Below are 14,109 nucleotides of genomic sequence, written 5' to 3'. Positions count from 1 at the left end.
GTGCCCGGCGGACGGTTCCGCAGTCCGAGGACGACAAACTAGCTAATAACTGCAATAACGACCATGATAACGAACAGAGAATGCAGACTGTTTTCCAATACAGAACGAAGTAATCCAGCAACCTTGTCACTTAGACTCTGTGAAGCATGAGGTGCAAGCAGACCGTTAATATCCTCCTGCGTTACCCCTTGCTGTGTAAGCTGTCCGTCTGCTGTCTGGGCAGCAATGCGATAATTCAGCCATGAACCGAAGGCTGCAACCCCGATCGTTTGCCCCAACGTGCGCAGGAATGTATTCAAAGCTGTAGACGCGCCACGCAACTGGAACCCGACCGAGGACTGGGCAATAATCGTAAACACAGTCATCGAGAAGCCAAACCCCAGTCCATACAACAATGTAGACAGGAACAGCAGCCAGATCGGAGCCGTTTGGCCCATCAAGGTCATGACGAAAGCCCCCAAAGCAATCAGGGTCAGCCCAATCAAAGAGGTTCGACGTGAGCCCAGGGTCAGCAAAATGCGTCCTCCGATCATGGAGCCAAATAGCCAGCCTACGGACATTGGAGCCAGCGCGAGACCAGATGAAGCGGCATCTCCACCGTGTACACCTTGAATCCATAGTGGAAGATAGCTAGTCAGTCCGATCAGCAGGGTGCTGACTAACAGTGCTGCGGCACAGGAAAAAGCGATATCCCGTATCCGAAATAGCTTTAGTGGCACCATCGGTTCCTGAGCGCGTTTTTCGATAACCAAAAACAGAATCAGGAACAAAATGGCTACGGCAGCCAAGGCCAACAATTCAGGAGAAGCCCAGCCGATATACTGCCCGCCCAGTGCCAATACGAGCAAGAGGGCTGTCATCCCGATGGTAAAGGTAACCGCTCCCGGCACGTCGATACGCGCAGTACGCTTGCTTACCTGTTCCCGCAAGTAACGGGCGATGAAGAACATAGCCAGCAATCCAAAGGGAACGTTAAAACCGAAAATCCACTCCCAGCCAAAATAGGTAACCACATAACCACCCAAGAGAGGCCCGATCAGGGAAGAAATCCCCCATACGGAGCTAATCATGCCTTGGACTTTGCCGCGTTCCTCCATTTTGTATATATCACCGATGATGGTAAAAGTAACGGGAATGACACCACCCGCACCAATACCCTGAATGGCCCGGTAGATAATAAGTTGCTCCATACTACCAGCCAGCATACAAAGCAAAGAGCCAAGTACAAACAACGAACAGCCGATTAAAAATATGGGTTTTCGGCCAAACAAATCGCTAAGCTTGCCAAAAATGGGTGTGGTCACAGCCATAGTCAGCAAATATGCCGTAAAAATCCAACTGAGCAAATTCACGCTGCCCAGCTCGCTAACAATCGTCGGTCCCGCCGGACCGATAACCGTTCCTTCAATTGCGGCCAGAAAAGTGGCCAATAGAACACCTGTCAGCACGAGTCCGCGCTTCATGGGTTTATCGTTTGCCAAGCAAATCACAAATCCTTCCCTTATAAAAACTGTGTTGTATCTGTGTGCGGTTTGCCTTTCCAGATTGGATTATTACCCGCACTGCATAATCGTAAACAGGCGGCCTATATAGGCCGCCTGTTTTGTACGATGTATATATATTATTGTCTACATGTCGTTAATTTTTGTCAACTGTAATCGTATGATAAATCTCACTATTTTCCACTTTATAGAGATGACCCTCTTCCATGCACAGAACATCGCTGGCAAAGCTTTCAGCCACCTGCATATCGTGGGTGATGACCAGAAAAGCCGCACCTTCGGCAGACTGCTCTGTGCACATACGGAGCAGAATTCTCGCCCCTTCGTAATCCGTTCCTGCGGTAGGCTCATCCAGAATGTATAGCTTTTTGGGCAAGATGAACTGTGCCGCAACGCTCAACAGTCTTTTTTCGCCTCCACTTAGTAGGTACGGGGAGGCATCCAGTCTGTGCTCCAGCCTGGCGGCGGCCAGTAAGCGCTGCGCCCGTTCCACATATGCGGCGGGAACCGGCTCCCCGGTCCGTAAACCAAGCTTGGCGCGCACGCTGTATAAACACTCCTCCCACACCGTTGCAGCTGCAAACTGGTGCTCTGGCTGCTGGAACACATAGCCGATTCCGGCAGCCAGCTGGTGAATGGGCAGCTTCGCCATATCCTGCCCCTCCCACCGCATGCACCCCTTCGGTGCTGGGAGCAGGCCCATGAGCAACTTGCCGAGCGTGGTTTTACCCGAGCCGTTCTCACCCAGCAACACGGCTCGTTCACCGGGCGCAAGAGCTAGGCTCACGCCCTTTAGCGCTGCCCGCTGGCTACCGGGATAGGTGAAGGTCAATCCCTTCACCTCCAACAACGGCTGCCCAGCGCGGTCCGCCGCTGAGCCGGGATTCACCTCCGGCTCACGCGGCATGTCTCCCCTCCCTGCGGGAGAGGGGAGCAGCCCCAAGGCGACCAGCTGCGCACCATGTTCGCGCAGCAGCGTTTCGGGCGGACCCTGTAGTTGTACAGTCCCGCCCTTCAAGACGATGACGCGCTGCGCTGCCCGCACGCCATCGTCTATGCGGCCGGACGCGGTAACCACCGTCCGGCCTGCCGCATGGAGCCGCCGACATAACTCTACGAAGTCGCATACAGCCGGCGGGTCCAACTGCGCAGCTGCGTCGTCGAACACGACCAGCGGCGCTTCCAACGCCAGTACCGCAGCAATCGCGGTGCGTTGGCGCTGGCCTCCCGAGAGGCGCCGCACGAAGGAGTCGCGCTCGGGAGCTAGGCCGACGGCCTCCAGCGCAGCAGCAATGCGCTGCGCTATTTCTGCCGGAGGCACGCGCAGGTTCTCCGGCCCAAAAGCAATCTCATCTTCGACGATTCCCTGCACCAGCTGGGCATCCGGGTCCTGAAGCACGACGCCAACAGTGGTGGCGACAGTAGCCAGATCAGCGATATCGGGGTCCATCCCGTACACGGTCAGCTCCCCTGTCCGTTCGCCCTCACCGGAACGGGACAATCCACCATGAAGCAGATGACATAGCGTAGACTTTCCACTTCCACTAGCTCCGACAATGGCTACATGCTCACCCACCGCAATGTCCAGTGTCAGACCATGTAACGCTGGCTCTACCTGATCATCATACCGATAGCCAAAATTCTTCAAGGATACGGCTATTTTACGGCTAGAATTATAATCGCTATGTTCAATCATAACTGAAATATCCTCGATCCCCATTGTTGAAGATATAACCACATGCATAGCCACGGCTATGCACGTGAAGCGCGTCCCAGTTCAAACCGTTTTAACAGTCCCGTACGATTTAAGGCATCGCCCAGCACTTTCGTCAGCAGACCGCACAGGACAATGCCGCTCAGGATACGAACGACCAGTGCAATCGTCAGCACCTTCCACCCCCAATGCATATAGCCAAACATATTGGCTGCGACAATAAACCACAGCGGAACCATAGCCCCACCCACTAGCATCAGCGAAACTGCGTTCCAGCGCCGATACCGCAACAAGGCAAATACCAACTCAGCCGCAATCATATAGCAGACAGCCGCCGCGATAATAGAAGCAATTCCATAGGCAGAGCCCATAAAAGACTGCACTACCGCGCCAAATGCATAAGCAATAACCGCCGTACCCGGCTTACGAATAATATAATAGGCCAACAAGCCGTATATCATGTACAGCCCGACAATAGCGGAAGTTGCGATAGGCCCTCCCAGACTGTTTAATGTTTTGTTAATGAGCGACAAATACACGGTCATGACGCCGTTCAACGTGGCCAGCATCGCCATGAGTACGATATCCAGCGTTGTAAACTTTGCAAACATACGAGATTCCTTCATATGTATTTCTTGACTCCTCTCCCTATCTAATCTATAAGATTACAGCTCTGATCCTTGTACAAGCTGCTACTGTATAAATGTATTCATTTGCAGCCTTATTGTCAACCTAATTATATTTTACGGGTTGACAATAAGAACAAAAATAAGAGGCTTCACTTTATAAGCTCCACCATAAAACAGCCGTAGTTAATACAGCAGTCACAGCACATAAGTTGCCTACACGCCCATTGTTCAGTGTACGAAGATATGTCCGTTCTGCATAAGCGCCGAAACCTTTGCCCTCCATAGCCAGCGCCGTCTGCTGAACCCGTCTTACAGCATTCACCAACACGGCAGCCGCATACCCGCTCCACCATGATAACCGATTGCCCCACCCTCGTGGTGGTTCCTGTCCACGAACACGCCGTGCTGCCATAATTGTTCGCCCTTCTTCTTCCAATAAGGGGAGAAACGTCAGTGCCACTGAAATACCGAACGCAAACCGATAAGGAACACGCAAGCGCAGATTCAATGCCTGCACAAAATCTCGGGGATCGGTCGTCGAGAGATAGATATAAGATGCCAAAAACAACACAAAAATCCGCAACGTTAACGCCCCTGCGATATCCAGTCCCTCTGCTGTAATGACAATGGGTCCCCATGAAGCCACGGTATGTCCTTCTCGAATCGCTAGGATAGACAGTATAAAATACGGGATACCTAAACCAATCAGGAACGACATAGCCCGAAATTGGCGTGCTAAGGTCAAACGTGCGCCCAAGCCAGCCACAGCAATCAGTACAGCCAAGAGTGCTGCTTCCCGCAACGTCGAATCCCATGCCATCGACAGGAGGCTAAAGCACCCCACCCATATTAGCTTACTTAACGGCCCTAGCCTGTGCAGCGGCGACGAACCGCCGTTATACTGAAACAGCATTTCGTTGTGCCTCCAGTCTGAGCCATTCTTCATGCAGTAAAGAATACATCAGCATATCCTTAAAGCCTGTAGATGTATGCTGTACCTGCCGCAACAGTCCTTCCTGTGTCCAGCCCATCGAGGACAGCAGGGCTTGCGAGCCTGTATTACGCGGGTCCACCAGCGCTTCGATCCGATTCAACCGAATCGTGTTATACCCGAATGACAGCACCAAGCGTAGCGCCTCGGTCATGTAACCCTGACGCCAATAAGGCTTGGCTATCTCATAACCAATCTCGGCTTTATAAGCTCCCTCCGTCTGCCAATAATTAAAACCACAGCTTCCAATCAACTTCCCATTCTCCTTCAGTTCTATTCCCCAGCGCAGCGCATCCTCCGTCTTCGCCAGCTCATTCAACAGCTCAATCATATCCTCTGCGTCCTCACGTCCTGACATACCAGAAAGGTTCATATAACGGTGAACCTCCGGGTCAGACCAGCAAGCGAACATTGTAGTCGCATCCCCACCTTCCATTCTTCGTAGCCGAAGACGTGGACTTTCCAGCGGTGGTATATGCCCCTTACATGCATATGCACACATGTTCAATCATCCTTCCAACATTAAAATGACAATAAATATACGCTACATTTAAGCATACACCTTTAACAAACACAACCTTATTTAAAGCTGAGAAGCTTAAATATATAAATAGCCCTCCTGTTCCTAGGATTAGGAATTAGAAGGGCATCTTCTATATTATAAGAAATTAAACCGTGCGAGCTTGTCTTCCGATTCAAAATTATCGAGCGTCTAAGCCTTTAAGAAGAGACTCGGGTAGTGGTGCGAGTCGGTTTCTTCACAACATCCTTGTACAGTACGCCTAGCATCGACTGAATTTCCTGTAATTCATCGATCCCTGCACCGGTAATGCTAAACATATCATCATGCGGTGTCAGAAAGTTTTCCTGCGTCAAGTTTTCAAGCTCCTGCTTGACCTCACGTTCTCCTACACGGTAACCGCGTTCTTCCAACGCAGGTTGAATATCTCTTACCGTGAGATCGTTCTGATGTGCATAAGAAAGCATCTGTATACGGATAAACAAGTTCTGAACATCTGCATGCATAATTGCAACTCCTCCCTGGCCTAGGCCAACCATGTTACACTGTTTTTACCCATAGAGGATAAGCTGGAAACAGATGAGGGCAACCCTTGCTGGATTACTTTCTATACTGTTTGCCCCGCTAAAACGTATAGCTTATCCCCTTCCCAAAATGGTTCTGTACAGAGGTTAGAGTATGGAGATACCAAAAGGTTACAGAGTGATTTTTCACTTGACTGAATATATACAATCGTTATATCTTAAATTAATTAACCAATGGTAAAAGCGAATTGCATAATTACCTATTTTTGACGATATATACAACAGTTGATGTAAAAATTTAATGTTAGGAGCGTGAACTCTACATGTTTCAAACTATACCTTACGAGGGCACACGTCATGAACAATTCGAATCGGTTCTCGGACAACTCCGGGCACTTATTCATGATGAATCCAATACCATTGCCAATCTGGCGAATGCTTCAGCACTACTTGGTCATTTCCTTCCAGATATTAATTGGAGCGGTTTCTATCTTTATGATGGCACTGAGCTTGTACTTGGTCCTTTCCAGGGCTTACCTGCATGTATACGGATTCCATTGGGACGTGGCGTATGCGGTACCGCAGCAGCTGAACAACGAACACTTGTTGTAGATGATGTGCATGCGTTTCCAGGACATATTGCCTGTGACGCTGCTTCCAATAGTGAAATTGTTATTCCCCTTGTCAAGAATGGGGAACTGATTGGAGTGCTGGACATTGACAGCCCGCTAAAAGGCCGCTTTGATCACGAAGATCGTGTATTCCTAGAGGAATTTACGGCTATTCTGGTGTCTAGCTTGTAACCAAAATTGTGCATATATATGGTCTCCCTTCGCCACAATAAATGAGGGTCTGAAACCCAAAATTATGCGGCGAAGGAGATTGATGATTCATGTACAACAACATGGCTCCACAACAACAACTTCATCAATGTGAACAAATCATGCAGCAATTGGTACAACAAACACAGCAAGGAACTGCCATGTATCAGCAGTTGCTGCAACAGGAACAACAAAATGCATCCAGTCTTGAAAGCCTGGTGCAACGTGAACGAAGTGCAGCTCAAATGATCCAAACTGCAATTCAGCATCACCAGCAGGCTATGCAGCAGTACCAGCAAGTTATTCAACTGTGTAGTCAGTTGGAAAACTCCATCCGTTCCAGCAGTCAAATGACTCAGCCCGGATTTGGCGATAGCTACGCCTCACGCAGTATGCAACCATCCTCCTATAATGCAGGAAGCCACATGAATCACAGCTTCCCGCAACACATGGGGACGACTGGACAGCATTATGTAAGCGGTAGTGGCATGCAGCAGTACGGAAACAACAGCCAGCAAGGCATGAGAGCGACACAAAGCAGCATGTAAACTGCTCTACACACAAAAAGGGTGAACAGCAGGCCATCGGAATTGGCTTGTTGTTCACCTCTTTTTCAGACCTTTTACAGCCCTTCTTCCAAACTTTGTTAATTTAATTCCCGTTTGGCTAGAACCTTCATCCCGTCTCGCAAATACTCAGCTAGTCCGGGGCGATAGCCTTCATACATTTTACTGAAATCCTCATGCTCCACATACAAGTCTCCCAGCCCGCTATAAATTTCTGCTGTAGGAGTATAGAATCGGCTTACCCATTGAAGATGACGGCGGATCAGCGCCTGTACTTCTTCACTATTATGCTTCAATCCTTTATTCATGGCTTCAGCCAGCTGCCGATGAATCTGATCAGCCTCTGCCTGTGAATCCAAATAATCCTCTTTGCTCCAGTTCTTTGTCGCCGTCTTGCTTTCCTGAATTGTTTCCTGAGCCTCTTGACCATAACGGTCTGTCAAATCACGTTCGTACATTTCCTGCTTTTCCGGGTTAAACCCTTGGTACATGTGCTCTGGTTTCATTGCTTGTTCCCCTTTCAAATGAGCCACCGTTTCGTCGATGGTCTGTAGGAGAGTATGCAAGCGGAAGACTTTGGCCTCGACCTTGGCTTGATGCTCCTGTAAAACCTCAGCTTTTTGTTCCTTGGTTTGCTCCAGCACCTTTCCAATTTCAGATAAAGGCAAATCCAGTTCCCTGTACACCATGATTTGCTGAAGCCTCAAAAGTTGTTCATGTTCGTAATAGCGATATCCATTATTTCCAATATGATGCGGTTTCAGCAATCCGATTTCATCATAATAATGCAAAGTTCGTACGCTGATTCCCGACAGATTAGATACTTCCTTTACCGTATAGGCCATTCCGCTTCACCTCCCTTGCTTGACAGTCTAGTGTCTCACGTGGCGTGAGAGTCAACACCCCACTTGCCCACCTTGGTACTACAATTTTACCCGTTAAGCGTGTGATGAACCGTCCCTGTGACAAGGATACAATCAATTCTTTTGTTTAAAGATCGTGATCAGACGACTCATATATTCACGCATATTTACAATTAAATTCGAGTCGCCATCATGAAGACACCAGTTGTACATAACCCCACGAGCTGCAGCGGATTCATGCATACGGCACAAAAATATTTCTACAATTATCCGCAGGCTTTGGACGGGTAAGCATCCCTTCAATTGTAGGTAAAACGGCTGTCGCTCCCTCTCCTATCCCTCATCGCTGGCTTCCCGATGTAATCTGTCGTGAGCTAACTATCGATGAAATTCACACCTACGTCAGAAAATTTGCGGAATCTGCGGCTATTGCCAAAAAGGCAGGCTTTGACGGTATTGAAATCCATGCGGTTCATGAAGGCTATTTACTGGATCAATTTGCGATTTCTTTCTTTAACCATCGGAAAGACCAATACGGCGGAAATCTGAGAAACCGCTTAAGATTTGCCATAGAGATCGTCCAAGCCATCAAAGCCGAATGTGGACAGGATTTCCCGGTATCTCTTCGATACAGCATCAAAAGCTTTATTAAAGATTGGCGTCAGGGTGGATTGCCAGGCGAAGAGTTTCAGGAACAGGGACGGGATATTGAAGAAGGAATTGAAGCGGCCAAAATATTAGAGGAAGCTGGATATGATGCTTTTAATGGTGATGTTGGTTCGTACGATTCATGGTATTGGGCACATCCACCAATGTATCAGGAAAAAGGACTCTATCTTCCTTATAACAAAATTTTAAAAACCATTCTAAAGGTACCTGTCATTACTGCTGGCAGATTGGATAATCCAGACTTGGCCAGCAAGGCTATACGTGAAGGAAAAACCGATATGATTGCACTGGGTCGGCCATTGTTGGCTGATGCTGACATCCCCAACAAAATCAAGGCCGGGAAAATAGAAAAGATTCGTCCTTGCCTCTCCTGCCAGGAGGGCTGCATGGGTCGATTGGCATCTTTTGCAACGATTTCATGTGCCGTTAATCCGGCTTGCGGCAGAGAAAAAGACTATGCACTCGGAAAAGCAGATCAGTCCAAAAAAGTCTTGGTGATCGGTGGAGGACCCGCAGGATGTGAAGCTGCCCGTGTAGCTGCTATTCGCGGACACCACGTTACCTTATTCGATAAAAATAACCGATTGGGAGGTAATCTGATCCCGGGTGGAATTCCAGACTTCAAAGAAGACGATCATTTACTTGCGACCTGGTATGAAGGGGAGCTAAAGGATTTAAAAGTTGACGTCCAATTGAATACCGAGGTTAATCGGACTACCGTAAATGAATATGCAGCAGATGTTGTTATTTTTGCTACCGGCTCCTCTCCCAAAACCTTCTCCATTGGTACATCTACTAAGGTGTATTCCGCAGAAGAAGTTTTGCTTGGGAAAAAAGATCCCGGTGCTTCCACCGTAATTGTCGGAGGTGGGCTTGTGGGATGCGAAACTGCACTTTGGCTTGCTGATCAAGGTAAAAAAGTAACGCTGGTGGAAATGCAAGAAGATATTTTAACCGTCGGCGGCCCCCTGTGCCATGCAAATGAAGATATGCTGCGTGACCTTGTTGCATACAAGGATATCCATCTCCTGACCAACGCCAAAATTGTCGATGCCAACGATCAAGAATTCGTTCTTCAAAATAAAGATGGTGAAGAAACGATTCTAAACGCAGATTCAGCGATTCTGGCTGTAGGATATACTCCTCAGCAATCGCTTTATGAAGACATCCAAAATGAGGTTTCCGAGTCCTACTTAATCGGCGATGCCAAGCAAGTACAAAATATTATGTATGCTGTCTGGGACGCCTATGAGGTTACTAGAAATATATAGTACCCCGCTACCTCCAAAGCCGTTTACTATGTAAGCAGGCGGCTTTGGCTTTTTTACCTTTGCAGCAATTGCTTAGTTAAGAGAGGCTTTTCCCCATAACCACATGATCATAAAAAGCTATCTTTTGAATAATTTTCTCCAAATTGTGCTGCGTTTGTGCCACATGTGCTTCCACTTTCTTTTTGTGGGCTACAAGAAAATCTCTTCTCTCTTGGATTGTAGCTTCTCCTTTTACATTTAGCTCAAGGTATGCCTTAATTTCTTCAATAGTCATCCCTGTATCTTTCATAGCCATAAGGAATCTAATCCAATCGATTTGTTTTTCGGTATATACCCTTCTTCCACCTTCATCCCGACCGACATCAGGTAATATGCCTTCTTTTTCATAATAACGAAGGGTGGATGCGGGCAATCCGCTCTTGATTTGAACTTCTTTAATGGAGTACATGGTTAATTCCACTCCTTATTCTTTTATTTTCTCTTCAAGTCAGCTTTAACGATTAGTATAAGTTTTCATAGTAAAGAGTGCAAAATTAAGATTCCTATATTCGTCTAGCAGAAAAGCTAGCCCTCTCCCTGTCCTTCTTCTCTCAATTTCCCAATATAACTCCTAACATTCTCCTCCGGATGGTTCACTTCCCAATGATCCAACAGCCGATTAACCTCCTCATCCAGAGGGTGCAGTCGATAATAAAATATGGCAGCTCGTAATTGGTGATGCTCCTCGACAGGTTCATCGTCGGGCCAGTGGTACTCTTGCTTGCCATTCTCATCGGTAGTCCCTATAGCTCCATCCAGCAAGGGAGAACGGCCTTCTAACCCTTCACCACGGGCAATTGCTTTGAGAAAATCGGCATGCCTCATGGCAACATCCGGCGAACAACGGTACAAATTCTCGAAAATATCAAAGGCATCAATCGGATCGTATTCCAGATTCTCAAGGAAATGCCTTTGCAGCAGCGAAGCAACCTTCTTATTGCCCGTCAGTCCAGACAGAAAATAGAACGTGGGCATCTGTGCCTCATAACGAAAATCGTCGACATGGCTGATAATATCGTCCACAATCTGGTCGGTCTGAAGACCTTCACGTGCTAATCGAGTTAGTATCCGCACCGCCTTATACTGCGTCCAATCGTACACACCGAATAGCAGTATCCAAATCGATTGCCACTACAGCTTTCTTATTCTTCTTCCAAAACTGAAATATTCTCATATGTAATTCACAGCTCCTTATCCCGTGTTACTAACAATTTCATTGCCAACTAGAATATTCTTTATGAATATATATCGGAAATTCTTTATAATCTCCTCAACACGTTTTCTCCAATAATAAAACATATTTTGGAAATTACTTGTATACTTTTCAACAGTTTACTAAATATATGCGATTGCTTCTCTAAGCCTATTCTTTTTTATCATAACTATTTAGTATTATAAGGATATAAAAAAAGGAGGTTATCATTTGAAAAGTACAGGTATGACACGTCCCCTAGATGCGTTAGGCCGTATCGTTATCCCCAAAGAAATGCGAATTTCCATGGATTATAATGTGGGTGATCCTGTTGAGATTTTTGCAGATGAGGAAACTGGTATTCTTGCCTTTCGAAAATATACTGGGGTGACGTGTAAAATGTGTGGTTCAACAGAACAATTAACTTATTTTAGAGACAGCTTTATTTGCGGGGAATGTATTGAAAGTTTAAAAAAGGGAATACATTTTAGCCCTATCCTAAGACCAGCCAAGTCAGCTTTATCCAACTCACAACGATCTAATAAAGAGTCCAAACGTCTGCGGCGATCGACACAACAGATGATCGAAAGTCTAAAAGAATTAATGCAAAAACACCCCAATGCAGCACAGCACGAATATGCCAAAATACTTGAGGTTTCCCAAGCCCGTATATCCCAGCTCAAAAAAATGCTCTAACTACAGCTTGATACCCTACATAGATATACACCAGAGATTTCATCATGTGTAGCTACTTTTGAACCGTGATACGCAGCATCATAGCTAACCGACAAAACGCATGAACGTCCATGCGAAAATTCCACACTAGGTATAAAGAACCAGTGAATGACTTGCAAGCGAGAACGCCTATAAGCAGAAGGCTGTGCTACATTTAATAATGGTTCCTGAATTAAAAAATGACCTTCTTTAATTAGAGAAGGTCATTTCATTTATTTATTCATTTTTCTATAGTAAACTACCGCACACTTCTAATAAAGGCAGCCGTCCAAAAGGGATGGACTGCCTTTTTTAATTAACGGGCTAACAATAGGGACCGTTGCAAAAATGCTCCTTTTTGTACTTTTTTGGGACAATGAATTTTTCCAAAAAAATATCTTGTAGCAACATTGCCCATTCCAACAAGTACGTTTGCACATATGATGTCACAAAATTCAATCTAAAGGAGAGATACACACCTTGTCTAAACATTCTTCTCATCGTTCGATGGGGCCGTTACAACCACATTTCGCGACCACTACTGAAGTGAGCAATTTTGTTAATTTATGGGGAATATTTACTGTGAATGGTCAACAGATCGTTGCTTTTGTAAAAAGCGTAGATCCCGCTAACAAATCAATGTTAGTGCTATATCCTAATGGTACACAATCATATATTGATGTAACTCAAATCAGTCAGGCACAAGGCCCTTATCCAAGTATGCCTTCTATTCCAGGACAAAGCAGTGGTCAGGGCGGTCATCAAGGCGGTGGATCGCCTTGGCCTCCTCACGGTCAAGGCGGTGGTCAGGGCGGTGGGTCGCAGTGGTGGCCTCAACATGGTCAAGGCGGCGGTCAGGGCGGTGGGTCGCAGTGGTGGCCTCAACATGGTCAAGGTGGCGGTCAGGGTGGTGGATCACAGTGGTGGCCTCAACATGGTCAAGGTGGTGGATCACAGTGGCCTTCCGGTGGATCTCGTAGCGCCAATCGGAAAAATCGGAAAAACTAATACCCAACCCTTATTGTAGCAATTGCCGTTTGCCATGAGCGAGTGTCGATTGGAACACATTCAATATTGGACCAAACAAAAAGGCGTCGCCTGCAAATGCACGCGATGCCTTTTGGATTAGCCACTGGCTACTTCGATTCCCCTAATTCTTAATCCTCTGCTCCTAAACATATTTCCATTAGGCTTTGCTGGCCATGTCTGCAATCTGGCGAAGCCACACTTTACGTGTATCCTCATCGGATTGGGGTACCGACTCGAAGAACAGATGATACATGACGTCAAGCCCACAGTATTCAAATATACCTTTGTCGGACGTCAAGCGAAGTGCCTGATCCATGCCATTGCTAGCATATTCCGCATGTGATTTTCCTTGCGTATTGAGGATAATGGCTTTCTTTCCTTTGAGCAGTCCCATCTGCACTCCATTTACATATTTATAAGCAAATCCGTAAGAGAATACGCGGTCTATATACCCCTTCATAATGGCTGGCATCCCCGTCCACCAAATAGGATAAATAAAGGTGATTACCTCTGCCCATTGCAAAAATTCCTGTTCCCGTACAACATCTTCTCCGATTCCTTCAATGACCTCGCTGCTGCTAATCACAGGTTGAAAGTTGATTGCATATAGATCACGAACAACCACATCATGTCCTTTTTGCTTTAGCCCCTCGACTGCTGTGGTCAAAATTGCATGATTAAAGCTTCCCTCGGATGGATGTGCGTAAATAATAAGATGCTTCATGTTCTCTCCTCCATTTACTTTAAAATAAGTGATTGATCAATCACTTAACTACGTACTCCTTCAATCAACTGAATATGCTCAATCCATAGTTCGGATAAAGATACGTTTGAGTAAACTTTAGCGGTATCCTGCTCATGAATATCACCTCCGTTGCTTAGTTAGTGATTGATCAATTACTAATGATTGGCCTCAGTATAGTATATTCCTTTTTACTTTACAAGTGCTTTTTGTTCAACTTTATATAAAAGATTGTAAAAAGGTCTGATCCCAAAACAGTGTTATTATCGCTGTTCAAAGTAAATTAAGTCCCCCAGTTGGTTTTAAACAGATTGATGTCCATC

At 46.5% G+C, this 14,109-nt stretch carries 15 protein-coding genes; 5 read left to right on the top strand and 10 right to left on the bottom strand.

Going from position 1 to position 14,109, the window contains the following annotated elements:
* Positions 1 to 38 precede the first annotated feature (38 nt).
* The 6 genes from GRP75_RS05275 to GRP75_RS05250 all read right to left on the bottom strand — a co-directional run bounded on the left by GRP75_RS05275 (position 39) and on the right by GRP75_RS05250 (position 5,862).
* Positions 39 to 1,463 (bottom strand): MDR family MFS transporter, encoded by a 1,425-nt coding sequence (locus GRP75_RS05275; RefSeq protein WP_237448927.1) that lies wholly within the window; start codon positions 1,461 to 1,463, stop codon positions 39 to 41.
* 175 nt (positions 1,464 to 1,638) lie between these two features.
* Positions 1,639 to 3,198: an ABC transporter ATP-binding protein gene (locus tag GRP75_RS05270; protein ID WP_160788765.1), complete on the bottom strand. Its 1,560-nt coding sequence runs from the start codon at positions 3,196 to 3,198 to the stop codon at positions 1,639 to 1,641.
* Positions 3,199 to 3,254: 56 nt separating this feature from the next.
* Positions 3,255 to 3,842, bottom strand: a complete 588-nt coding sequence (locus GRP75_RS05265) for an ECF transporter S component (RefSeq protein WP_023986963.1) — start codon at positions 3,840 to 3,842, stop codon at positions 3,255 to 3,257.
* Positions 3,843 to 3,999: 157 nt separating this feature from the next.
* Complete coding sequence (locus GRP75_RS05260) at positions 4,000 to 4,758, bottom strand: energy-coupling factor transporter transmembrane component T family protein (protein WP_053324619.1); 759 nt, start codon at positions 4,756 to 4,758, stop codon at positions 4,000 to 4,002.
* Positions 4,742 to 5,338, bottom strand: coding sequence for a GNAT family N-acetyltransferase (locus tag GRP75_RS05255; protein ID WP_160788764.1), 597 nt, complete (start codon positions 5,336 to 5,338; stop codon positions 4,742 to 4,744). Before GRP75_RS05255 ends, GRP75_RS05260 begins: the two co-directional genes overlap by 17 nt.
* A 218-nt stretch (positions 5,339 to 5,556) precedes the next feature.
* The gene (locus tag GRP75_RS05250; protein WP_160788763.1) at positions 5,557 to 5,862 is read right to left on the bottom strand and encodes a toll/interleukin-1 receptor domain-containing protein; all 306 of its coding nucleotides are present in this window, start codon (positions 5,860 to 5,862) and stop codon (positions 5,557 to 5,559) included.
* 341 nt (positions 5,863 to 6,203) lie between these two features.
* Between GRP75_RS05250 and GRP75_RS05245 the strand changes: the two genes are divergently transcribed.
* Positions 6,204 to 6,683 (top strand): GAF domain-containing protein, encoded by a 480-nt coding sequence (locus tag GRP75_RS05245; protein ID WP_023986959.1) that lies wholly within the window; start codon positions 6,204 to 6,206, stop codon positions 6,681 to 6,683.
* 89 nt (positions 6,684 to 6,772) lie between these two features.
* The gene (locus tag GRP75_RS05240) at positions 6,773 to 7,249 is read left to right on the top strand and encodes a hypothetical protein (RefSeq protein WP_023986958.1); all 477 of its coding nucleotides are present in this window, start codon (positions 6,773 to 6,775) and stop codon (positions 7,247 to 7,249) included.
* A gap of 98 nt (positions 7,250 to 7,347) precedes the next feature.
* Here GRP75_RS05240 and GRP75_RS05235 read toward each other — a convergent pair whose 3' ends face one another.
* The gene (locus GRP75_RS05235; protein ID WP_160788762.1) at positions 7,348 to 8,112 is read right to left on the bottom strand and encodes a MerR family transcriptional regulator; all 765 of its coding nucleotides are present in this window, start codon (positions 8,110 to 8,112) and stop codon (positions 7,348 to 7,350) included.
* A 242-nt stretch (positions 8,113 to 8,354) separates the two neighbouring features.
* Between GRP75_RS05235 and GRP75_RS05230 the strand changes: the two genes are divergently transcribed.
* The gene (locus tag GRP75_RS05230; RefSeq protein ID WP_080751594.1) at positions 8,355 to 10,070 is read left to right on the top strand and encodes an oxidoreductase; all 1,716 of its coding nucleotides are present in this window, start codon (positions 8,355 to 8,357) and stop codon (positions 10,068 to 10,070) included.
* A 76-nt stretch (positions 10,071 to 10,146) separates the two neighbouring features.
* On the opposite strand, the gene GRP75_RS05225 is transcribed toward GRP75_RS05230, so the two are convergent.
* Both GRP75_RS05225 and GRP75_RS05220 read right to left on the bottom strand, forming a co-directional pair.
* Entirely contained in the window at positions 10,147 to 10,518 is a 372-nt protein-coding gene (locus GRP75_RS05225; protein WP_013308707.1) for a MerR family transcriptional regulator, read from the bottom strand.
* Positions 10,519 to 10,634: 116 nt separating this feature from the next.
* Positions 10,635 to 11,183: a hypothetical protein gene (locus GRP75_RS05220; protein ID WP_237448926.1), complete on the bottom strand. Its 549-nt coding sequence runs from the start codon at positions 11,181 to 11,183 to the stop codon at positions 10,635 to 10,637.
* 349 nt (positions 11,184 to 11,532) lie between these two features.
* Between GRP75_RS05220 and GRP75_RS05215 the strand changes: the two genes are divergently transcribed.
* On the top strand, positions 11,533 to 11,997 hold the full coding sequence (locus GRP75_RS05215; protein WP_023986953.1) for an AbrB/MazE/SpoVT family DNA-binding domain-containing protein: 465 nt from the start codon (positions 11,533 to 11,535) through the stop codon (positions 11,995 to 11,997).
* A gap of 498 nt (positions 11,998 to 12,495) precedes the next feature.
* A complete protein-coding gene (locus GRP75_RS05210) occupies positions 12,496 to 13,023 on the top strand; it encodes a hypothetical protein (RefSeq protein ID WP_071559321.1) in 528 nt (175 codons plus the stop codon).
* Positions 13,024 to 13,201: 178 nt separating this feature from the next.
* Here GRP75_RS05210 and GRP75_RS05205 read toward each other — a convergent pair whose 3' ends face one another.
* Positions 13,202 to 13,768 (bottom strand): NAD(P)H-dependent oxidoreductase, encoded by a 567-nt coding sequence (locus GRP75_RS05205; RefSeq protein ID WP_023986950.1) that lies wholly within the window; start codon positions 13,766 to 13,768, stop codon positions 13,202 to 13,204.
* Positions 13,769 to 14,109: the final 341 nt, after the last annotated feature.

The sequence above is a fragment of the Paenibacillus sp. OT2-17 genome (genome assembly GCF_009827695.1).
Taxonomy (GTDB): domain Bacteria; phylum Bacillota; class Bacilli; order Paenibacillales; family Paenibacillaceae; genus Paenibacillus; species Paenibacillus polymyxa_B.
Note: the sequence above shows the minus strand (reverse complement) of the source record. Positions and strands in the feature narration are given on the sequence as shown.

Coding starts and splice junctions, on each gene's coding strand:
- GRP75_RS05275 (WP_237448927.1), bottom strand. CDS start 1,463: ATGAAGCGCGGACTCGTGCTGACAGGTGTTCTATTGGCCACTTTTCTG.
- GRP75_RS05270 (WP_160788765.1), bottom strand. CDS start 3,198: ATGATTGAACATAGCGATTATAATTCTAGCCGTAAAATAGCCGTATCC.
- GRP75_RS05265 (WP_023986963.1), bottom strand. CDS start 3,842: ATGAAGGAATCTCGTATGTTTGCAAAGTTTACAACGCTGGATATCGTA.
- GRP75_RS05260 (WP_053324619.1), bottom strand. CDS start 4,758: ATGCTGTTTCAGTATAACGGCGGTTCGTCGCCGCTGCACAGGCTAGGG.
- GRP75_RS05255 (WP_160788764.1), bottom strand. CDS start 5,338: ATGTGTGCATATGCATGTAAGGGGCATATACCACCGCTGGAAAGTCCA.
- GRP75_RS05250 (WP_160788763.1), bottom strand. CDS start 5,862: ATGCATGCAGATGTTCAGAACTTGTTTATCCGTATACAGATGCTTTCT.
- GRP75_RS05245 (WP_023986959.1), top strand. CDS start 6,204: ATGTTTCAAACTATACCTTACGAGGGCACACGTCATGAACAATTCGAA.
- GRP75_RS05240 (WP_023986958.1), top strand. CDS start 6,773: ATGTACAACAACATGGCTCCACAACAACAACTTCATCAATGTGAACAA.
- GRP75_RS05235 (WP_160788762.1), bottom strand. CDS start 8,112: ATGGCCTATACGGTAAAGGAAGTATCTAATCTGTCGGGAATCAGCGTA.
- GRP75_RS05225 (WP_013308707.1), bottom strand. CDS start 10,518: ATGTACTCCATTAAAGAAGTTCAAATCAAGAGCGGATTGCCCGCATCC.
- GRP75_RS05205 (WP_023986950.1), bottom strand. CDS start 13,768: ATGAAGCATCTTATTATTTACGCACATCCATCCGAGGGAAGCTTTAAT.